General features: G+C 64.0%; 19 protein-coding genes. 9 read left to right on the top strand and 10 right to left on the bottom strand.

Annotated elements, in window-relative coordinates:
• Positions 1-114: 114 nt before the first annotated feature.
• The 7 genes from Q3C01_RS21895 to Q3C01_RS21865 all read left to right on the top strand — a co-directional run bounded on the left by Q3C01_RS21895 (position 115) and on the right by Q3C01_RS21865 (position 7,505).
• Complete coding sequence (locus tag Q3C01_RS21895; protein WP_458147375.1) at positions 115-606, top strand: NUDIX domain-containing protein; 492 nt, start codon at positions 115-117, stop codon at positions 604-606.
• Between the two features lie 74 nt (positions 607-680).
• Complete coding sequence (locus tag Q3C01_RS21890) at positions 681-1,832, top strand: hypothetical protein (RefSeq protein ID WP_458147374.1); 1,152 nt, start codon at positions 681-683, stop codon at positions 1,830-1,832.
• Positions 1,829-2,764 carry a glycosyltransferase family 2 protein gene (locus Q3C01_RS21885; protein ID WP_458147373.1) on the top strand — a complete coding sequence of 312 codons (936 nt, stop codon included), beginning with the start codon at positions 1,829-1,831 and terminating at the stop codon, positions 2,762-2,764. The genes Q3C01_RS21890 and Q3C01_RS21885 overlap by 4 nt, the downstream gene beginning before the upstream one ends.
• Before the next feature lie 115 nt (positions 2,765-2,879).
• Positions 2,880-3,395, top strand: coding sequence for a GNAT family N-acetyltransferase (locus tag Q3C01_RS21880; protein WP_458147372.1), 516 nt, complete (start codon positions 2,880-2,882; stop codon positions 3,393-3,395).
• Between the two features lie 118 nt (positions 3,396-3,513).
• A complete protein-coding gene (locus Q3C01_RS21875) occupies positions 3,514-4,284 on the top strand; it encodes an IclR family transcriptional regulator (protein WP_458147371.1) in 771 nt (256 codons plus the stop codon).
• Between the two features lie 271 nt (positions 4,285-4,555).
• Positions 4,556-5,875: an MFS transporter gene (locus tag Q3C01_RS21870; RefSeq protein WP_458147370.1), complete on the top strand. Its 1,320-nt coding sequence runs from the start codon at positions 4,556-4,558 to the stop codon at positions 5,873-5,875.
• Positions 5,876-5,885: 10 nt separating this feature from the next.
• Positions 5,886-7,505, top strand: a complete 1,620-nt coding sequence (locus Q3C01_RS21865) for an N-acyl-D-amino-acid deacylase family protein (RefSeq protein ID WP_458147369.1) — start codon at positions 5,886-5,888, stop codon at positions 7,503-7,505.
• Positions 7,506-7,526: 21 nt separating this feature from the next.
• On the opposite strand, the gene Q3C01_RS21860 is transcribed toward Q3C01_RS21865, so the two are convergent.
• The 6 genes from Q3C01_RS21860 to Q3C01_RS21835 all read right to left on the bottom strand — a co-directional run bounded on the left by Q3C01_RS21860 (position 7,527) and on the right by Q3C01_RS21835 (position 12,481).
• On the bottom strand, positions 7,527-8,285 hold the full coding sequence (locus Q3C01_RS21860; RefSeq protein ID WP_458147368.1) for an amino acid ABC transporter ATP-binding protein: 759 nt from the start codon (positions 8,283-8,285) through the stop codon (positions 7,527-7,529).
• An 11-nt stretch (positions 8,286-8,296) separates the two neighbouring features.
• Positions 8,297-9,142, bottom strand: coding sequence for a transporter substrate-binding domain-containing protein (locus tag Q3C01_RS21855; RefSeq protein ID WP_458147367.1), 846 nt, complete (start codon positions 9,140-9,142; stop codon positions 8,297-8,299).
• Positions 9,143-9,168: 26 nt separating this feature from the next.
• A complete protein-coding gene (locus Q3C01_RS21850) occupies positions 9,169-9,810 on the bottom strand; it encodes an amino acid ABC transporter permease (RefSeq protein ID WP_458147366.1) in 642 nt (213 codons plus the stop codon).
• Positions 9,811-9,818: 8 nt separating this feature from the next.
• Complete coding sequence (locus tag Q3C01_RS21845; RefSeq protein WP_458147365.1) at positions 9,819-10,487, bottom strand: amino acid ABC transporter permease; 669 nt, start codon at positions 10,485-10,487, stop codon at positions 9,819-9,821.
• Positions 10,488-10,565: 78 nt separating this feature from the next.
• Positions 10,566-11,630 (bottom strand): Gfo/Idh/MocA family protein, encoded by a 1,065-nt coding sequence (locus Q3C01_RS21840; protein ID WP_458147364.1) that lies wholly within the window; start codon positions 11,628-11,630, stop codon positions 10,566-10,568.
• Positions 11,631-11,647: 17 nt separating this feature from the next.
• Positions 11,648-12,481, bottom strand: coding sequence for a sugar phosphate isomerase/epimerase family protein (locus tag Q3C01_RS21835; protein WP_458147363.1), 834 nt, complete (start codon positions 12,479-12,481; stop codon positions 11,648-11,650).
• A 179-nt stretch (positions 12,482-12,660) separates the two neighbouring features.
• On the opposite strand from Q3C01_RS21835, the gene Q3C01_RS21830 reads away from it, so the two are divergent.
• On the top strand, positions 12,661-13,329 hold the full coding sequence (locus Q3C01_RS21830; RefSeq protein ID WP_458147362.1) for a TetR/AcrR family transcriptional regulator: 669 nt from the start codon (positions 12,661-12,663) through the stop codon (positions 13,327-13,329).
• Positions 13,330-13,491: 162 nt separating this feature from the next.
• Positions 13,492-16,491, top strand: a complete 3,000-nt coding sequence (locus Q3C01_RS21825; RefSeq protein WP_458147361.1) for a hypothetical protein — start codon at positions 13,492-13,494, stop codon at positions 16,489-16,491.
• Between the two features lie 136 nt (positions 16,492-16,627).
• Here the strand turns inward: Q3C01_RS21825 and pbfA are convergent, their stop codons facing one another.
• Genes pbfA through Q3C01_RS21805 form a run of 4 tightly spaced genes read right to left on the bottom strand, consistent with a single transcriptional unit; the run spans position 16,628 to position 21,625 of the window.
• A complete protein-coding gene (gene pbfA, locus Q3C01_RS21820) occupies positions 16,628-17,959 on the bottom strand; it encodes a (R)-1-hydroxy-2-aminoethylphosphonate ammonia-lyase (protein ID WP_458147360.1) in 1,332 nt (443 codons plus the stop codon).
• A complete protein-coding gene (phnX, locus tag Q3C01_RS21815) occupies positions 17,956-18,771 on the bottom strand; it encodes a phosphonoacetaldehyde hydrolase (protein ID WP_458147359.1) in 816 nt (271 codons plus the stop codon). Before phnX ends, pbfA begins: the two co-directional genes overlap by 4 nt.
• A complete protein-coding gene (locus tag Q3C01_RS21810) occupies positions 18,768-19,919 on the bottom strand; it encodes a TIGR03364 family FAD-dependent oxidoreductase (protein ID WP_458147358.1) in 1,152 nt (383 codons plus the stop codon). Before Q3C01_RS21810 ends, phnX begins: the two co-directional genes overlap by 4 nt.
• Complete coding sequence (locus Q3C01_RS21805) at positions 19,916-21,625, bottom strand: putative 2-aminoethylphosphonate ABC transporter permease subunit (RefSeq protein ID WP_458147357.1); 1,710 nt, start codon at positions 21,623-21,625, stop codon at positions 19,916-19,918. The genes Q3C01_RS21810 and Q3C01_RS21805 overlap by 4 nt, the downstream gene beginning before the upstream one ends.

Here is a 21,625-nt window from a genome sequence, read left to right as displayed (position 1 = left end):
AAGCTTCAAGGAAAGCTTCAAGGAAAGCTTCAAGGAAAGCTTCAAGGAAAGCTTCAAGGAAAGCTTCAAGGAAAGCTTCAAGGAAAGCTTGCAGGGAGTTTTGGAAGGAGCCTGATGACAGGACGTCTGGACCAGATGCGACGGAGATACGAATACCTGCTGCGGCGTGTCTTCCACTCCTACTTCCTGCTTGCCCGCGGCATGACGCTCGGCGTCCGCGCCGTGGTGCTCGATCGGGACAATCGCGTCTTCCTGGTCAGGCACAGCTATGTCAATGGCTGGTATCTGCCGGGCGGCGGTGTCGATCTCGGCGAAACAATGGAAGCTGCGATGCGGCGCGAATTGAAGGAGGAGGGCGATATCGACCTCACCGGAGAGCCGATGCTGCACGGCATTTTCCTCAACGGTCACGTCTCGCGCCGCGACCATGTCGCGGTCTATGTGGTCAGGGAGTTCAGGCAGGACCGCCTGCCGAAGCCCAACCGCGAGATCGTCGAATGCGGATTCTTCGCAAGCTCGGCCCTGCCCGAGGGCACCACGCCCGGCACGCGGCTGCGGATTGCGGAGGTGCTGGAGGGCCGTCCGCAGATTGCGACGTGGCGATGAGGTGCGGCTATGCTAGTAGGGCGGCGCGTCCCGCCAGGGCGCTGTTGCGTCCTTAAGCGCGTCATGGACAACGGATGAAGAGCCTCAAAATTACCTTCGGCCTGATCTGCCTTGCGATCCTCGCCAGCAACATCGTGACGATGTCGCGCTGGAACGAGGCGCGCGGTGTCTATGACGATGTCTGCTATCTGCGTCAGGCCCATCTGTTCCAGCGCTTCGGCATCGGTGGACTCAACACGAATGCTGCGCTGGACTACGATCATTATTTCCGGGGCAAGCTGCAGGAGATCGCCTACGCCGAATGGCAGGAGCCAGCGCGCTGGCCCTGCCATACGCCGATGCCGGGTGACAAATTCGTGCTGCAATATCCGCCCGGCACGGGCGCACTGCTGGCGCTGTTTCCGGAAGGACATCAGGTGGTGCCGCTCTATGTCAGCGCGAGTCTGATCGTCTGTGCCCTTGCGCTGCTCGGCATCTTCTCGGCGCGTACGCTGCCGTTGACTGCGGGTGCCGGCCTGTTCGGCGCGCTCGCCGTCTATCTCATGATAAACCCGGCCAAGGCGAGCTATTCGATCGCACCGACCATGGCGGTCTGCGCTGCCGCGGGATTCTTGACCGCATGGTGGCTGGTCAGGGCGCGGCAGAGCCTGTGGCCCGCCGTGCTGATCGGGCTCCTGTTAGGGCTCTCGGTCAATTTCCGCTTGCCCAATGCGCTACTTGCGGCCGGCTATTTCCTGTTCCTCGGTATTCCCTTCGTGTGGTCGCGCAAGTTCATCACCTTTGCACAGGGCCTCGGCTTCGGCATTGCTGTTCTGGCCGGTATGTCGCCGACCCTGGTGGCCCAGGCCGTCAACGCCGGCAGTCCGCTCGCCACCACCTATGGCAGCGCCGACGTCGTCGCGCCGGCCTTCAGCGTTGCTGTGCTCGGCCAGTATCTGCACGACATGCAGTTCGTTCTGATCGTGCTTGCGATCGGCGCGACCGCCTGGCTGCTGCGGACGGGCGAGGGCGGCGTACGCCAAGTCGCGCTCGTTGCTGCCGGCAATCTCCTGGTTAATCTCGTGTTCTTCCTGAGCCACCCGGTCTTCACGCCCTACTACGTCGTGCCGATCGCGATGCTGACGTTGTGGAGCACGTCCTTTGCCGCGTTGATGCAGCCGGTGGAAGCCTCTGAAGAGGTGCCGCTCCGTCATGGGGCCGCAAGCGCTGGAGCGCTGTCGCGATGACATCGACTGACCTTCGCATCGCCGTGCTGGTGCCCTGCTACAACGAGGAGGCGGCCGTGGCCACCGTCGTCGCCGATTTCCGCAAGGCGCTGCCCTCGGCCGAGATCTATGTCTACGACAACAATTCGCGCGACCGCACCGCAAGCGTCGCGCGCGACGCCGGTGCGATCGTGCGCAGCGAGCGGCGGCAGGGCAAGGGCCACGTGGTGCGCCGCATGTTCGCCGACGTCGAAGCCGACGTCTATGTGCTGGTCGACGGCGATGCGACCTATGATGCGCCGAGCTCATCGCGCATGATCGACAAGCTTCTCGACGAGCATCTCGACATGGTGGTCGGCCTTCGTATCGATCAGGCACAGGCCGCCTACCGGCTCGGCCATCGCACCGGTAACCGCATGCTGACCGGCTTCCTGTCGTCGACCTTCGGCCAGGCCTTCAAGGACATCCTGTCCGGCTACCGCGTGTTCTCGCGCCGCTTCGTCAAGTCCTTCCCCGTGCTCTCCGACGGCTTCGAGATCGAGACCGAGCTTGCGGTCTATGCGCTCGAGCTGTCGCTGCCGGTCGCCGAGGTCGAGACGCCCTATTACGCGCGCCCCGAAGGCTCGTTCTCGAAGCTCAACACCTGGCGCGACGGTTTTCGCATCCTCGGTACCATGCTCAAGCTCTACCGCTCCGAGCGGCCGCTGCGCTTCTTCACGATGATCGGAATCCTGCTGGCGCTGATGTCGATCATCCTGGCGATCCCGATTGTGATCACCTTCATCGAGACCGGCCTCGTGCCGCGCCTGCCGACCGCCGTGCTGTCGATGGGCCTGATGATCATGGCACTCTTGTCGGTGTCTTCGGGCCTCGTGCTGGACACGGTGACGCGGGGACGGCGGGAAATGAAGATGCTCGCTTACCTGTCCCGGCCGGCGCTGAAAAGGAACTGAAGTTGAGTGCCGCGCCGGTGGACCTCCGTGCTCCCAGATGCTAACCCGCTCCTTGTATTGACGCGTTTTCTTAACGCGAACCGGTGCCCACTTCGCTCGAAAACGCTGTGCTCAGATGAACGATCTCTCCGTCACCATCCTTCCCGAGGCCGTCGGCGATGCGCAGGCGATCGAGCGGCTGCACGAGCGCACCTTCGGACCCGGCCGCTTCGTGCTCAGCGCCTACCGCATCCGCGAGCATGTCGACCATTTGCTCGAGCTCTCCTTCACCGCCCGCATCGGCACGCTGATGGTGGGCTCGGTGCGCCAACTGCCGATCACGATCGGCGACACCAAGGCGCTGCTGCTCGGCCCGCTCACGGTCGAGCCGCCGTTCCGCGGCCGCGGCGTCGGCCGTCTCCTGCTCGAGCGCGCGCTGGAGGATGCGAAGGCGCACGGCCATGCCATCGTGCTGCTGATCGGCGACGAGCCCTATTACGAGCGCGTCGGCTTCAAGCCGGTGCCGAAGGGCCGCATCACCATGCCCGGCCCGGTCGACGCCAGCCGCATTCTCGTCTTCGAGCTCGTCGATGGCGCGTTCGAAGGCGTGTCGGGCCCGGTCGGCCCCGACTGGAGCAAGGCGCGGGGGTAGAGGAGGGCGTGAGCTCATCCAACGCCGATTGATCGATCCCGAATGCCGGACGCTATACTGTCGATGCGGTTTGTGCCAAAAGCCGCGGGCGCGAACGTGACGAAAGGACGTGTGAAGTTTGGCCGCATCCAAAAAGGGCGCCGAGCCCGCGGAACGCCAGAACGGGATTGATCGGACCATCGATCTCCTGGAAGCGCTGCTGCATTTGCGCGCGCCCTCCAGGCTCAGCGACCTCGCGAAGCAAATGGGCGCGCCGCGGTCGACGGTCTATGCCATCGCCAACCGCCTGATCGAGGCGGACTTGCTGGAGAGCGTTGGCGAGGGCGGTCAGGTCTATTTCGGCAAGGCGGTGCATCTCTACGGCCAGGCCTATGCGGAAGCCAATCCCCTGCATCGCCGGTGCCGCGAAGCCCTCGACCGGCTGGCGACCCAGCATAGCGCGACCGCGCAACTCTGCGCGCTACGTGGTCGCAAATACGTGGTGGTCGATACAAGGGACGGGTCGGGCCTGTTCCGGATCACGACGGATGTCGGCATCGAGGTGCCGCTGCCGTGGACCGCATCCGGCAGGTTGCTGCTGGATCACATGAGCCCTTCGGAGATTCGCGCGTTCGTTCCGAAAGAGGATTTTCGTCTTCCGGACGGACGCCTGCTCGATGTCGGTGATTTCATCAAGGATGTCGCGCGCGCGAGGCGCGAGGGCAGATGCGTGACGACGGCACTTTCCGATCGGTTTACGTCGTGTCTGGCCGCGCCCATCCGTGACAAGAAGGGGGTCGCGGTCGCGACGCTTTGCTTCGTCGTTCCCGCGGACTCGCTGAAGGAACGCAGGACTGCGCTGCTCGACGACCTGGTCGCCACCGCAACCGAACTCTCAGATCGCAACTGAGCCGAGTCGCCAGGCAGCACAACCCACGATGCATCCGCATCGTGTCGTGCACTGTCCTCGCGCGGTCATTGCCGCGTGCGCGACGCATTCAGGTGAGGCAGTCTGGAATGTCTGGACTTGACATCACGGCTCGGGAATATCTAGCATGACGCTATAAGGTAACGTTGTCCACTATAAGAGACAATGCAATAACTGGCGCGGCGAAAGCTCTTTCGGTCCCGTGTTTCGACGAGACGAAAGACAGGATTCGGCGGTCTAGAGAGGATTCAAAATGGCGAACGCAAGCCGACAGGTACCCGGGCGACGATGGCTGATCGGTTGTCTCCTCGGCGTCGGAATTCTCATCAACTACATCGATCGCGTCGGACTCTCCGCCGCGACGCCCGAGCTCACCAGGGAGCTTGGCCTCACCGCCACCGACATCGGCCTGCTCGGCAGCGCGTTCTTCTGGACCTATTCGCTGCTGCAGGTTCCCGGCGGCATGGTGCTCGACCGCTTTGGCGTCACCAAGGTCGGCCGGGCCTCGAGCTTCCTGTGGGCGGTCGCCGCCACCATCACCGCGCTCGCCAGCGGACTTTACGGTATCTTCGGCGCGCGCTTGTTGCTCGGGGTCGCCGAAGCGCCGGCGTTTCCGGCAAGTCAGAAGGCGACTGGCCACTGGTTTCCGCTCGACGAGCGCGCGCGTTCGACCGCGATCTTCGATTCCGCCGCCAAATTCTCCAACGTGATCGGCGTGCCGCTGGTTGCCTATGTGATCTTTCTCTACGGCTGGCGCTGGGGCTTCGGTGTCACGGCGCTGCTGAGCTTTTTGTATTTCGTCGCCTATTACGTCATCTATCGAAATCCGAGCGAGGATCCGAAACTCTCCAAGGCCGAGCATGACTATATCGTCGCCGGCGGCGGCACGCCGGAAGGCCCCGCGACGGCCGGGCAGAGCCGCATGCTCGGCTACCTCTTGCGCAACCGCAAGGTCTGGGGGCTGACCATCGGGTTCTCAGCCTATGGCTACACCTTCTATCTCTTCCTCACCTGGCTCCCGGGCTATCTCGCCCAGACCATGCATATGAACCTGATGTCGGCCGCGGGCTATTCGACGATCCCCTGGATCTTCGCGACGTTGTCGGACCTTCTGATCGGCGGGTTCCTGGTGGATCATTTGATCGCGCGTGGCTACGACAGCACGAGGGTGCGCCAGTCGGTGATCATCGTCGGCATGCTGATGGGGCTCGCCGTGATCGGCGCCGCGTTCACCGTGAAGCCGGGCTGGGCGCTGCTGTGGCTGTCGATCGCGATCTCGGGGCTGTCCGCCGCGGCGCCGGTCGGGTCCTCGATCGTGTCGCTGATCGCGCCCAAGGGCGGCGCGGGAACGGTCGGCGGCATTCTCAATTTCACCAACAACATGATGGGCGTGCTCGCGCCGATCGTGACCGGAATCGTGGTCGACTGGACTCAATCCTTTGCCGGCGCTTTCATGATCGCCGGCGTCGTGCTGCTGATCGGCATCTTCTTCTATGTCGTGGTGCTGGGACGGATCGAATCGATTCCCGATTTCGCCGAGGAAGTGCCGCGAGACGTCGTGGCCGTCCACTAAGGAGGGGAGCATGCCCCAAGGTTCGAACCAAGGTAGGGATACCCTGATCCGCAATGCCCGCCTGATCGACGGCACCGGCGCGCCGTGGTTCGAGGCCGACCTGCGCATCAGCGGCAGCCGCATCGCGGCGATCGGCGCTGCCTTGCCCGCGGACGGGGCCGAAGTCGTCGACGCGCGCGGATGCTACCTTGCGCCGGGCTTCATCGACGCCCACTGCCATGACGACCTGATCTGCCTGCGCGAGCCTGACAGGCCCGAGAAGGCGCTGCAAGGCGTGACCACGCTCGTAGTGGGCAATTGCTGCTTCTCGCTCTATCCGGCGACCGCAGGCTCCGCCGAGATGCTGCGTCTCCACTTCTCGGGGCTCGCGGGTGAAACCCGGGCGAACGAAGTTTTCGACAGTTTCGCCGGCTACCGGCTCGCCCTGGAAGGGCCGGGCGTGGCGCTCAACCTCGTCTCCCTGGTCGGGCATGCCGCGATCCGGCTCGCCGTGCTCGGTTACGAACGGCGGGCGGCCACGGACCAGGAGGTCGCGGCCATGCAGGCTTTACTCGCAGAGCAGCTCAGCCAGGGCGCGGCCGGCCTGTCTCTCGGCCTCGTCTATCCGCCGAGCGCCTATGCCGATACCAATGAACTGCGCGCGCTGGCAGCGACCGTGCGCGCTCATGGCAAGCTGCTTACCGCGCACATCCGCAGCTACGAAGCGGGCCTGCTGAAATCGATCGACGAATTCATCGCGATCCTGCGCGCCTCCGGCGCCGCGGGTCTGCTGTCGCATCTGCAGTCGGCAGGAAAGCCGAACTGGGGCGCCATCCCTAAGGCGCTCGACCGGCTCGAGGCCGCGCGAGCGGAGGGGATCGATATCTCCTTCGACATGTATCCGTATCCGGCTGGCAGTTCCTACATGCTGCAATTGCTGCCGCCGGCCGCGCTCGAGGGCGGCATCGACGCGCTGCGCGCGCGGCTGCGCGATCCAGGCAAGCGCGAGGCGCTTCGCGTGCTGGTGGAGGAAGGCGATCCCGATCCGCATGCCGCGCAGTCCAAGATCGTGCTGATCGGCTGGCACAATGTGCGCATTTCCGGCACTGGCAATCCCGCGCTGAAGCCGCTCGAGGGCAAGTCGATGGTCGACGCCGCGCGCGAACTCGGCATCTCGCCGTTCGATCTCATGGTTCGGTGTATCGAAGAAGACCAGGGCCAGACCGGCATCATCATGTTCCAGCTCGATGAGGCCGACCTGCGCGCGGCCTTCACCCACCGCCTGCACATGGTCGGCTCCGACGGCATTCCGCGCCCGGGCACCAAGCCGCACCCGCGCGCCTATGGCAGTTTCCCGCGCGTCGCCGGCCGGTTGACGCGCGAGCAAGGCTGGCTGACTTTGGAGGATGCCGTCCGGCGAATGACCGCGATGCCTGCCCAGCGCTTCGGCCTGTCCGACCGCGGCATTCTGCGGCCGGGCATGATCGCGGATCTGACCCTGTTCGACGACACCATCATGGACAAGGCGACATTCGAGACGCCGACGGAAATGCCCGCGGGCATCCGCTCGGTATTCGTCGCAGGCGAGGCCGTGGTCGCAGACGGACGCAGTACCTTCGCGCGTCCGGGCCGGGCCCTGGTCACCGGATGACGGCGTCGCCGCCAATGGCCCTCAATGCTGCGACAGAATCTCGCCCAGAAACTTCCTGGTGCGCTCATGCTGGGGAGTCCTGAAGAAGGTCTCCGGTTCCGCCTCCTCGACGATCCGTCCCTCCGCCATGAAGATCACGCGGTCGGCGACCTGCCGGGCGAATCCCATTTCATGGGTGACGCAGATCATGGTCATGCCGTCCGTTGCGAGGCCGATCATGGTGTCGAGCACCTCCTTGACCATTTCAGGGTCGAGCGCCGAGGTTGGCTCGTCGAACAGCATCACTTTCGGCTCCATGCAAAGCGCACGCGCGATCGCCGCGCGCTGCTGCTGGCCGCCGGACAATTGCGCCGGGTATTTGTCCGCCTGATTGAGGATTTTTACACGGTCGAGCAGCCGTCGCGCGGTCTCCTCGGCCTGGGAGCGCGGTATTCCGCGCGAGCGGATCGGCGCCAGCGTGCAGTTCTCCAGCACCGTCATGTGGGGAAACAGGTTGAATTGCTGGAACACCATGCCGACCTCGCGGCGCACGGCATCGATGGCCTTGCCCTGCCCGCCCAGATGGGCGCCGTCGACGACGATCTCGCCCTTCTGATAGGTCTCCAGCGCGTTGATGCAACGGATCAGGGTGGATTTGCCCGATCCGGACGGCCCGCACAGAACGATCTTCTCGCTCGCGCGGACCGCCAGATTGATGTCGGTGAGCACCTGGTACGTGCCATACCATTTGTTGACGCCGCGCATTGCGATCATCGGCTCCGCCGTGGTTGCGACCGACATGGCGCTCTCCGTCAGCTGGCGGTGAAGGGGATGCCGGGAATGCTGTCGGGAAAGGCCGGCAGCGGGTTGTTCATCCACTTCGGATAGATCTTGCCCCATTCGCCGCTGGCGATGATCTTGTCGATGAAGGCGTTCACAAAGGCGTTGATGTCCTTCTCGCCGAGCCGCGTGCAGGCGCCGTTATAGAGTTTTGTGAATTCGAGCTTGTTCTCGTAATAGCCGGGTTTCGATTCATTCAGGCGCGGAACGTAGAAGATGTTGCCGCCGACCGCCTGGACCTGACCGGACAACAGCGCCTGCATGGTCGGTGCATCGCCGTCGAAACGGCGGATGGTGGTGCCGGGAGGCGCCGCCTTGGTCACGTCGGTGTCCTGCACGCTGCCGCGCGCGACACCGATGACATATTTGCCCATATCCGCCGGCGATTTGATCTCCATCTCCTTCGGCGCGATGAAGGTGATGATGTTGGCGCCGTATGGCTTTGAGAATTGCACCGCCTTGGCCCGCTCCGGCAGCATCGCCATGGTCGCAAACAGGATATCGACGCGTCCGGAGGTCAGCGCCGGGATGCGATTGGCAACGGCCAATGGCGTAAATTCGACGGATACGCCGAGCTCCTTCGCAAACAGCTCGGAGAGGTCGGCGTCAAGACCTTCCTGCTTGCCTGACGAATTGACGAATCCCCAGGGCGGATTATCGCCCTGAATTCCGATCAGCACCTTGCCGCGGGCCTTGATCTCCGCCGGCGTCACGGCAAAGGCCGGCCGGGACAGCACGAATGGCGAAGCCATGGCGCCCGCTCCGAGCGCCAGGATTTGGCGGCGATTGAGTTGCGTTGTCCTGCTCCTGGTCATCATTCCCTCCTTGGTTTGTGTTGAATTGTTCACCGCGCCGCAGTGACGAGGCGCCGCTCGAGCCAGGTGCCGTAAATCGACAGCGGCCAGCACAGCGCGAAGTAGAGCGCGCAGACGAGACCCAGCACGAGCAGCGGCTTGAAGTTCTGGTTGGAGACGATGGTTCCGGCGCGCATCAGCTCGGTGAAGCCGATGATGGCGGCGAGCGAGGTGCCCTTGATCAGCTGCACCAGGAAACCGATCGTCGCCGGCAGCGAGATTCGGATCGCCTGCGGCAGCACGACATCCCGCGTCCGGTCGAAGTAATTGAGGCTGAGCGCCTTGGCGGCCTCGACCTGTCCGCGCGGTACAGCCTCGATCGAGCCCCGCCAGATTTCACCGAGGAAGGCGCTGGCATGCAGGGTGAAGCCGATCGAGACCGAGACCCAGGGATCGAGCTTCAGCCCGGCGAGGGCGAGCCCGTAATAGACCACGAAGAGCTGCATCAACAGCGGCGTGCCCTGGAACAGTGCGATGTAGCCGGCGGTGGCGCGCTCGAGCCAGCGAATGCCTGAGGTACGCGCGAGCGCAACGCCGAGGCCTGCGACCGAGCCGAGCACGAAGCCGATTGCGGACAGGGCGAGCGTCCATTTGAGGCCGCCGAGCAGGAACAGGAGCTGGTTATTGTCCATGGCCGCCCTCACTTCAGGGGATAGCTGAGGAAGCGCGCGTTGATCTGCGCGAACATCTGCATCAGCATCCACGACATCGCGAGATAGAGCAGCGTGACGACGCCATAGACCTCGAAGCTGCGGAACGTGTTGGTCTCGATCGCCTGTCCGACCGAGGTCAGCTCATAGGCCGAAATCGCGGATGCGATGCTCGTCGTCAGCGTCAGCATGATGAACTGGCTGGTCAGCGATGGAAAAATCGCGCGCAAGGCCGGCTTCAGGACGATCAGGCGGAAGATCAGGGGCCGGCTCAGGCCGAGCGCCAGTCCAGCCTCGATCTGCCCCTTGTTGATCGACTGTACGCCGCCGCGGATGATCTCGATCGCATAGGCGCCGCCGTTGACTCCGAGCGCGATGATCGCGGTCAGCGTAGGATCGAGGCGGATGCCCACCATCGGCAGCGCGAAGAAGACGAAGTAGATCTGGCCGAGGAACGGCGTGTTGCGGATCACCTCGACAAACGCGCTGACCAGCCAGCGCAGCGCCGCGAGGCGGGAATCGCGCAGCACCACGCCGCCGATCCCGATGATGAGCGCCAGCACCATGCCGGACAGCGCAAGGCCGAGAGTGCCGGCGCAGCCCCAGAGCAGGTCCGGCAGACCGTCGAGCACGGGCCCGAAATCGAACTGATAGTTCATCTTGCTCCTCCCTCCAGGCGGCCCTCTTGGCGTGGCTTCACCCGTTCCTGTCCGTCGGACGACGGCGAGAATCTCGCGCTATGAAGTCGAGAGCGCCCCGTAGCGCTCACGCAGATCAATCCGCCGTCCCGACGTCGCGGCTTCGGCGATGGCGAGCGTCACCAACAGGCTGCGCGCGCCGTCCTCGACCGGTTGCAGCGATGGCGTCACGTCGCGAATGACATCGCGGAAATGATCGAGCTGGGCGACGTAGGGATCGACTGAAGCCGCATGGTTGGCCTGAGCCTGGATCGGCTTGTTCCAGTCCTGCGCGTCGCCTTCCTGCGTCCATTGATCGAGGCTCGGAAACTCGATCGCCCCGCGACGGCCCATCACGCGGTAGCTGCTTTGCCCGCTGAACGGAAACTCCGGCGCCTCGCCGAGTCCCTGCTCCGTCGTCCAGGGGGTCGCCGCGCAGTCGCTGAGAAAGAATGTGCCGAGTGCGCCGCTCTCGAACTCGATCAGCGCGGCGGCGGTATCCTCGACCGCGAAGCCGCGCTGGCGGTTCGCCGTGATTGCCTCAACGGCGTTGATCTCGCCGATCGTAAACCGCAGGAAGTCGATCTCGTGGATGAGGTTGATCAGGATCGGCCCACCACCGGCCTGCGACCGCCAGGGCGCGATTTTGAAATACTCCGCCGGCTTGTGCGTCGCCCAGATCGCCGAGACGCCGACGACATCGCCGATACGGCCCTCGGCAAGCAGCGCCCTCAACGTCTTCACCTGCTCATGATGGCGGCGGTGATGGCCGACCAGCGACTTGATGCCGGCCTTCCGGACCTCGGCGGTCAGATCGGCAGAGGTTTGCAGCGTATCGGTGACCGGCTTCTCGATCAGGATGTGGATGCCGCGCCTCGCGCAAGCGATGCCGTTCTCGGCGTGAAGCTGATTGGGGGAGGCGATGATCACGGCTTGCGGCCGCGCCTCGTCGAGCAGCTCGCGATAATCGGCGAACACGCGTGCGCCGGGCTGCTCGGCTGCGACCTGCTTGGCATTCACGTCGGCGATGCCAACGAGCTCATAGTCGCTATGATCGGCGAGCTTGCGCAGATGCTTGCGCCCGATCAATCCGGCGCCGATCACGCCAATCCTGATTCTCGTCATGTCATGCGTTCCGTTGGTTAGGCCCAGCCGCAACAGCCGCGGCGTCGGGCGCCGCGGAGCCGGCCTTCGAGCAAGTGCCTGGTTGCGTTGAATGCCGTGGCGATCCGCTCCCTTGCGTCCAGCGCCGGCAACGGCATTTCGACGCTGAGGCTGGTGTCGGCGGGCAGGGCGTCCAGCAACGCGCCGAGCGGCAGGGCGCCTTCGCCCGGCGGTAGCCGTCCCTCGCGGGCCTCGGCGATGATTGCAGTATCCGTCTTCGGCATGGTCGCGCCGGCGTCGCAGAGCTGTGCGGCACGCAGCCACTGATCCGGAATCGAAATCAAATCTCCGGCCGCGCCGCCCGAGCGCGAAAGATGCAAGGCGTCGACCAGGATAGCGCCGTTTCGTTGGCCGGCCTCGCGCACGACCGCTTCGGCCTGCTTCAGATTGCCGATCACCCGCCAACGCATGAATTCGAGGTCGACGCGCAGGCCAAACGACGCGGCAAGCCGGCACAGCTCGGCGAAATGTGCGGTGAGACGAGAGCGATCGGGATCGTCGCCCGAGGCGGTGACCGCGGTGGCACCGAGATCGGCGCCGGCTTCGAGCACGCCGGCAAATGTGGCGACATCGATGTCGGGCGTGAGCTGAACGAACTCGATGTCGTTCAGCCGTACCCCCTCGTCCGCCAGCAGCTGCCTGAGGGCGCGGTGCGTCTCGGTGCCGACCCGCGTCGCATAGGCCGGTCCGTCCGGTGTCGCGGCGATGAAGCGCAGGCCGACGGAGGCAAAACCAGCGCGCGCGGCCTCGGTGACCAGGGCCGTCGGGGCGAGGTCCAGGGCCGTGAGATGGGCGAGGCCGAGGGCGGTCATGCGGACCATCCCTTCTCGGCCGAACTCTGCGGCTCATGCGAGCCCATCCGCCTCTCCCTTAATTAATCCATAGGTTAATTACTAATTAATCCATAGGATAATTAATGTCAAGAGGCGGCAATTGGGCTATTGATGAGCGGCGAACCCGCTTGCGGGTGGTTGAGGGATCGAACCGTCAGATGCCAAGTGTGAAGAAACAGCCCGCGCGGGCCGCAAAAGCAGCGCCGATCAAGCGGCGCGACCGCGAGCGGACGCGGCAGGAGATTCTCGACATCGCCTTCGAGGAGTTTGCCGAGAATGGCCTCTCCGGCGGCAACACCGACGCCATCGCCGCGCGCGCCGACGTGACCAAGCGGCTGATCTTCTACTATTTCAACTCCAAGGAAGAGCTGTTCATCGCGGTGCTCGAGATGGCGTATGCCGGGATGCGCGCCGCGGAGGAGGACCTTCACCTCGAAGCGCTGGCGCCGGAAGCTGCGATCCGCGCCCTCGCCGAATTCACCTTTGACTACCACCAGGCCCATCCGCAGTTCGTCCGCCTGGTGTCGATCGAGAACATCCACCGCGGACGGCACATCGCCGTCAGCCGCAAGCTCAAGGAGATGACGCAGCCGAGCATCAGCCAGATCGCCAAGCTGCTGGAGCGCGGCGTCGCTGGCGGCGTGATCCGCCCCGGCATCGATCCGATCGAGCTGCACATGACGCTGAACGCGCTGAGCTTCTTCGCGGTCGCCAACCGTCACACCTTCGAGGCGCAATTCGCCTGGGACATGTCGTCACCAAAAGCGAGAGCCCAGCGCCGCGTCGAGATCGCCGATCTGCTCTGGCGCTACGTCCGAAAGGATTGATGATCTCGGAAACGGAGGAGGCGGCATCGGTTGTCCTTTGCGCGATGATCGCATCTTGGCGCCGATCTGACCGACGCGTGATGGCTGGTGAGCCAGTTCACACTGGAACTCCCGTACAGGTAGTAATCTTCAAACGGGGTGGCCAGTGGAGCGGAGGGAGAGATGCCCAAGAAGGCCAGCCGATCAAAAAAATTGAGCGGGATCGTCGAGCGCGTACGTCCGCATAGCCAACCCAGAGCGGGCGATGAGCAGTTTTCCGCAGACTATACGGTGACCAGCACGACCGACGGCGGCGGGAACGTTCTCACGAATGTCGAGGTGATTCTGGTCTTCTGGGGCAGCTTCTGGACCACGACACCCGCTCCGTCTCCTTCCAGCGACGAGTACAAGCAAGCGATCATCGGCATTCTGACGGGCCCCTACATGGGCGGCCTGCGCCAGTATCGCGGCGTCGCGCAAGGCACGCTGATCTTCACCGATCTCAACGACACCACGAGCCCGGCAGATCAGTACACGGATGACGACGTCAAGACGATGCTCAAGGATCGACTCGACCATACGAGCATGCCGCCTCCGGCATCCGGCCACAATCGGTTCTATGCCGTGATCGTTCCACCGGGCATCAACAACAAGCTGACGACGACCAACGACTTCGTGGGGCAGCACCAGAGCTTCACCTACAAGGGCGTCACAGGATATTACGCGTGGGTTGACAATACGGGCTCGCTCACGGGGCACAATTGCGTCACGAAGGTCTTTTCCCACGAACTGATCGAGGCGTGCACCAACCCCGACGTCGATACCTCGAACAACAGCATCCTGGTCAACGGCACCAATGCCGACGGAACGCCGGTCACCAACGACGAGATCGGCGACACCTGCAACAACCAGTTCGCGACGATTGACGTCAACGGCGTCAATTGCTCCGTCCAGGCATACTGGAGCAAGGCGGACAACGCCTGCATCCTTCCAACCGGGACTGTGACATTCCTGGTGGACAAGGACACCTTCGGCAAGGATGAAGTGCAGGATGTGATCAACACGAGCGGCGGGATTTTCGAGCAGGCGTTCTGGCTCGTCGTCGACGGATTCAGCAAGAACACGTTCAGCTCTCTCAACGTCACGGTCCCGGTGCCGACCGGAGCGTTTGCCAACCTGAACGGCGTCACGATTGCCCAGAACCCGAACATCGATTTCGAGAACGGTGCAGATCCCGGAGCGCAGCAGAGAATTCGCGTTCCATTCGACATCACGTTCACGAATGCGGCGCTCGCGGACTTCCCGGCGTCCGGCAGCCAGACCTTTGAACTCGATGCCTTCCTTGCGACCGACGGCAACCAGGTGCCGGGTACGAACGCTTCGACGCTGTTTGAATTGGTGGCGGGCGCCGATCCCTACTTCACCAATGTCGATCCGACCCAGAACAATGTCTTCTATCTGAGCCAGGACCTCAGGGTCTTCACCGCGACGCCAGGTTTGTCCCGGCATCCGGTCGCCGGTGCGCCCGCGTTCGCGAGTGACAGCGTCAACGGCGCGTTCACCTATATCCAGGACCTGCTCACGTTCCTGAACAACAATTTCAGCGACCCGGCGGGAGTCGATCCCTTCAACTCGATTCTCCCGAGCCAGGGGGCGGCGTTGCAGGCCGATTCCTCCGTAACTCCATTCACGCTCCAGTTCACCACGTTTCCGCCGACGTTCAAGATCTTCAACAACTACAACTTCGCGGTGGCGCGAGTCCGCATGCGCGGCACCGCGGGACCGGCCGGCGAGGCCAGCAATGCACGCGTGTTCTTCAGGCTGTTCGTGACGCAGAGCCCGGATACGGATTATCAAACGGGCACGACCTACCCCTTCAATCCGGACGCGGCGGGCTTGCCTGGTTCACCCCAGGTCGGCGCCGGTCACGTCACGCTCCCCTTCTTCGCGACGGGAAATCTCGGCAGCAACACCGATTACGATAATGGCGGCGTCAACAACCGCGATATCGAGATCGCGAGCGGGAAGGACAGCATCTGGGCCTATTACGGGTGCTTCCTGAACCTCTATGACTCCGCCAACGTGATCGACGGGCAGCAGGCTCTGGCATGGCTTGCCGGAACTCACCACTGTCTGGTGGCACAGATCGCGTTCGATGATGCTCCGGTCTTCATCGGAGCGCGTCCCGAGGCGTCGGACAAGCTCGCCCAGCGCAATCTCCAGGTGACGGTCTCGGACAATCCCGGGCCCGCCTCGACGCACCGGATCCCGCAAACGTTCGATATCCGGCCGAGCACCATGGTCAGCCGAAAGACGCTCGTCGACGAGCTGATGATCGACTGGGGCAGGATTCCACACGGGAGCGTCGCCTCGATCTATTGGCCGCAGGCTCAGGCCTCCGACGTGCTTGCGCTTGCGTCGCAGCTTTATCCCGCGCACTCCCTGACGGCAGGAGACGCGAATACGATCCAGTGCAAGATCACGGGTGGCGTCACCTACGTGCCGATTCCGATGAATGCGGGTGAAAACTTCGCAGGTCTCCTTACGGTGGACCTTCCCTCCACCGTCGTCACCGGCGAGGAATTCAACGTGATCGTCAGGCGCGTGGGGCGGCAAGTCTCGAAACGCGATGTTTCGATCCAGAGGCCAACGCACGGGAGGAGTGCCAATCCGGACGTCGCTGTTCCGCGCCAACCGTTTTCCTGGCGATATGTCATCGGGACGTTTCAGATCAAGATTCCGGTCTCGACGTCCGCCGTGATGCTGCGCCCCGAGGAAGACACGCTGGCGATCATGAAATGGCGATTGCAGCAGACTGCGCCGTCAAACCGGTGGTTTGCCGTGCTGCAGCGGTATGTCGCATTCCTGGCGGATCGCGTCGCCGGGCTTGGGGGCGACCCCAATGCCATCCCGCCTTCACCCAACGGTGCGCCGGTTGAAGTCCCAAGTCCCTGCCTCGACGTCGTCGAATATACGGGCAAGGTTGCCGAGATCATCTTCGATTGCTTCGGCGAGCTCGAGGGCTTTGCGCTGGCCGACTGTTGCACGACGCATTCCTTCAAGACACGCGAGCGGCAGCTCGGCGAGCTGCTCATGAGGGCGTGCAGAGATCGGTTGCTTATATCCGTTTTCGCGCTGAAGCATGATCGTTCGAAGATTCATCGAATGGTCATTTGGGGCTGAACGATGCAGCAAACCAGCACCACAAGAGGGAGGGGAAGCGCCCCTCCCTCGCGACAACGCGGAACGCGTTTGCGCGGAGATCATGCTCAAACAACGACCTGATGCGCGATGACGATTCATCCCAATGCCACCCGCTCTATCGCAGGGAGGACATCGCCCCATCGAAGATGTCCAAGGCATGGTCGAGCTCGGCGCGGGAAATCGTGAGCGGTGGGCACAAGGTGACCACGTTGCCGCCTCCCAGCTTGAAGCTCAGGCCGTCCTCCAGGCAGCGATAGAGCAGGCGCTCGGCTAGCTCATCCGCCTCGTGCTCTCCGCGTCGACCGATCTCGACGCCGAGATAGAGACCCATGCCGCGCACCCCAGATATTCCGGGCTCCCGGCGTGCCATCAATTCCAGCCGTTCGAGCGCATGGGCGCCGAGTTCGCGGGCCGCGGCGAGCAACCCTTCATCCTCGATCACATCGAGCGTGGCAAGGGCCGCAGCGCAGCCGACCGAACTCTTCTCGTGCGTGTAATGGCCCAGCGCACCATCCGGCACCACGTCGAGATCGGCTCGCGCCACCATGGCCGCCATCGGCATGATGCCGCCGCCCAGTCCCTTGCCGAGGACGAGAATGTCGGGCGCAGCTCCGACCTGCTCGCATACGAACATGGTGCCGGTGCGGCCCAGACAGCTCGGCACCTCATCGAAGATCAGGAGGGTCCCGTGCCGGTCGCAACTTGCCCGCACCTTTGGCCAGAAGCTCGGCGGCGGCGGCTCGACCGTGGTCCATCGCATGGGCTCGGCGATTACGGCCGCGACGTCGCCCTGGATCTCGAGGACGTAGTCGATATAGTCCGCGAGCCGCTCATGCCCGCGACCGTCCTGCCCGAAGAAGCGCTCGGCCAGCCCGGGCGGCGGGACATGCTCGGTGCCCGGCAGCAGCGGCCCGACGTCGCGCCGGAAAAGGGCTTCGCCGCCGACCGAGATCGCATCGAGATTGGCGCCGTGAAACGCATCCCACATGGACAGCGTCTTGTGCCGACCGGTGGCGTAGCGGGCGAGTTTGAGCGCCATGCCGATTGCAGCCGAGCCGCTGGGGGCCAGAAGGACCTTCTCCAGATGACCCGGCGCCAGCTGGGCCAGACGGCGGGCGAGGTCGATGGCGCTCTTGTTGGTGTAGCGGCGCGGGCAAAAAGGCAAGGTGTCGAGTTGCGACTTGATCGCGGCCACCACGCGAGGGTGGCCGTAGCCGACCTGGTGCACGCTGTTGCCATGAAAATCGAGAATGCGCCGGTCTTGCAGGTCGACGATGTGGCAGCCCTCCGCGCGCGTTGCCACGTTGAGGCACGGCGTGGACAGCGATTGCCGCAGAAACCAGCGCTCATCCTCGTCGAGCAGTTCGCGTGTCATTGAATCGAGATGTCGCGCCCGCCAGGCCTGCCGTTCTCCCGAGAGGTTTCCATCGCCCTCTGCCTCGTTCACGGCCGCTCACCCCTGGTAAGGCGCTCTTCTATCGCTTCGATTACCGGGAAGATGTCAGCGACACTGTCAATCACGTAGTGAGCGCCGGCGCCCTCGAGGCGGTTCGCGGCCGCCGTACGCCGTGCGGCAAAGGCCTGCGATGACAATGCGGCGGTGTCGGCAAGTGACAGCCCGAACACGTTGCCAGTGACGGCCACGCCCACGGTCCAGCAGCCGCCATTGAGGCCTTCGGCGATCCCGACCTCTGTGTCGTCGACTTTGACACAGGCCCATGCCGGCCACACCGCGAGCTCAAGAAAGGCCTTGTAAAGCATGAACGGAGTCGGGCGCCCGTCGGGCGTGTCGCCGGTGCAGATGATACAGTCGGGCGAATAGCCCTGGGCGGCTGCAATCGGGATGACTTTGGCCATGATGTCGCGCGTGTAGCCGGTGCTCGAACCGATCTTCACGCCGCGCTGCCGCAGCTCTGCGACGGCCTCGGCCGCCCCCGGGATCACGTCGGCGTGGAGCCCCGCGACCTCGACGTTCATCGGGACGAACACCTCGTAGACTGCATCGATGTCGGCTTCGGTAGGCTCGCGCCCGTGCTTGTCGCGCCAGGCGGCGGCCACCCGTGGCAGCCGCATCAGCGTGGCGATGTGGGGGCGTTTCGCCATGCCCATAGGCGCGCGCGCCTCGTCGATCGTGATTTCGACTCCGAAGCGCGCGAATGCCGTCACAAACACACCCATGGGCGCCAGCGACCCGTGGTCCACGATCGTCCCGGCCCAGTCGAACACGACGGCCCGAACGCGCTCGAATTTCTCCGTCATGCGGGTTGGCTCCTTGTCGTCAGCTCGTCGATCACTTCCTCAGCGATTGCGAAAGCGGTGCTGGCACCGGTGCCGCTGGTGATCACCACGACACGCACGGCATCCAAGGGGCGATCGATCAGCATCAGGCGGTCGGACGCCGAAGCGTAGGTACCGATCCAGCGCTCGCGGATGACGGGCACAGGACAAGCCACCACCTGCCGGAACTCTTCCATGATCAGTTCGTCCACTGAATCCGGACCGAACGGGTCGGGCGTGGCGGCGTAGTGATGCGAGTCGCCTACGACGAGCGAGCCATCCTCGCTCTGGACGGCAATGAGATGCACGCCATTGGCCAGGTGCTCACCCTGCTCCGCCTCCAATCGCTTTTTCAAAGCAGCGGCTTCCGGGAGCTCCGAGTAGCCGAGATAACGGACGAGTCCGAGGTCCGACATCACTGCTGCGTTGAACCGCGGCGCTGCGGCAGCGAAGCCGACCCGCAGCATGTGAAGCTTGCAGCGTGTCAGACCGTAGGCGGCGAGCCGCTCGGGATAGAGGCTGAGGAAGTCATCGCCTGGGCATACCACGCTTAGCGTGGCCCTGACCGTTCCCCGTGTCGTCTCGATGACAGGTGGCGTCAGCGCCTTCGTAAGCGTCTGGTAGAGAAACGTGACGTTGTGTGCCTCGGCCAGCCACCGCGACAATGCCGGCACGGCCACTCGCGATTCCACACGCAGCTCATGTGGGCTCACCAGCACTGCCTGCAGTTCGTCGGTCCGCAGCATCGGGAAACGGGCGGCAGCCGCGTCCCGCGTCAAGAGTTCGCAAGCCGTGCCCATTTCGGTGTCCCGGAATGCCTCGATCACAGCGACCGCCTCGGGCCGCCGGGCCGCCACGGCGAGCCCACGGTGCTCGACGCGGATACCAGTCGCCGGCACCACTTCCGCCCAGATATCGCGCGATCGCATCGCGCGCCGCCAGCACTCGCCACGTTGCTGACCGGTGACTGTGACGAAGCCGAAATTGCGTATCGAGGCGCCGTTCGCCTGGGCATCGCGCTCGATCACCACGACCCGCATACCGCGACGCGCGCCCGCGAGCGCGTGGGCAAGGCCGCAAATGCCGCCGCCGACGACCGCGAGGTCGAACTCGCCCAGAAGCGCGCTCACCGCGTCCGCCATGCTTGCGAGTGGGCGAGGTAGCCCTGGGTGATCACCATGTAGGCTGCCCGGATCACAGCAGAGGTCACGAAGATGACCATCGCCATCGCTGCTGCCGGCGCGACGTCGCCTGCGTCGTCCATGTTCAGGACGGCGATCGCCGCCAACGTAGTGTTAGGCGAGTAGAGGAATACCACAGCCGAGACGGTCGTCATCGCGTTCACGAACAGGTACATCGCAATGTCCAGGACAGCCGGCAGGCAGACCGGCAGGGTCACGCGGGCGAATGTACGCCAGAACGGTATGCGCAGTGAGGCCGATACGGTCTCGAACTCCTGGTCGATCTGCTTGAGCGCCGTCACCGCAGTCAGATGCGACACCGAATAAAAGTGTGAGATCGTGCAGATCACCAGGATCGCCATCGTGCCGTAGAGAAAACGGAGCGGGTTGGTGGGGCTGTTGAAGAAAAAGATGTACCCGAGGCCCAGGACCAGGCCCGGCACCGCCAGTGGCAGGAGCGCCAGGAACTGGACGAAGCGACGGGGCTCGCGAAAACGCGGTGTCTTCTCGACGAGGTAAGCGCCGCTGAACACGATCGCGGTACCGAATAGCGCGGTGAGACCCGCCATGATCAGCGAGTTGTAGTAGCTGGCCCAACCACCACCATCCATCATGTCGAAATCATAGTTCTTGAAACTGGGCGTCAAATTGTAGGGCCAGAAGGTGGCGATCGACGCGAAGAACGCGACGCCGAGGATCACCAGGATCGCGAAGGCGATCAGCGTGCAGATGGCCAGCATCAGTCGATCGACCATGGGATCCGGCTTGGGCGCGTACGGCACCGCCCGCGCCGAGAGCAACGCCGACTGCCGACGCTGCATCATCTGGTCGACGAGGAACGCAATCACGGCCGGCAGCAGCAGGATGAGGCCGACCACGGCGCCCATCTGGAAGTTCTGCTGGCCGACCACCTGCTTGTAGATGTCGGTCGCCAGCACATTGAACTGGCCGCCGACCAGCTTGGGCACACCGAAATCCGTGATGACGAGCGTAAACACCACGAAGATCGCGCTGATCAGGCCGTAGCGCGCGCCCGGGATGGTGACAGTCCAGAAGGTGCGGTTCGGACTCGCGCGTAGCGCCTCGGCCGCCTCATAGAGCCGGGCGTCCGAGATCGCAAGCGCGGTCGAGATGATGATGAGCGCGTGCGGGAAGGTCCAGAACACCTCGCCCATGACGATCCCGATCGGGCCATAGACCGAGCCTCCGAACAGCAGCCACGGGGCAAGCCCCTGGTTGCCGAACAGGTAGACGAGGCTGATCGCTGGCAGGAGCGAGGGGGCAAGGATCGGGATCTGTGCGATGATCCGGAACAACCCGCGCGCCGGCATGCAGCTGCGGTTGAGCCCGTAAGCGTAAGCAAAGGCGAGGAGAACGCAAATCATGGTGCTCAGGACCGACACCCACACAGAGTGCCAGATCGAGATCGCGAGCCTCGGGTTGGCGAAGTAGGCGGCGAAGTTGGCGAGGCCAACAAAGCTGCCATCCGCTCCCTGGAAGCTCTTCGACAGGAGCGCCCATAGCGGCAGGAGCACGGTCAAGACCAGCCAGACGCCGAGCGCCACGAGGGCGCCGCGCATGATCCAGTCATCTCGCCCAAGTTGCTGTCTGAGTGGTGTCGCCGCGGCCTGCAACCCCAGTGTTGACGTCGCCAT

It is taken from the genome of Bradyrhizobium sp. UFLA05-109 (genome assembly GCF_054185165.1).
The sequence above is the reverse complement of the archived record's forward strand: the minus strand, read 5'-3'. Positions and strand labels throughout refer to the sequence as shown.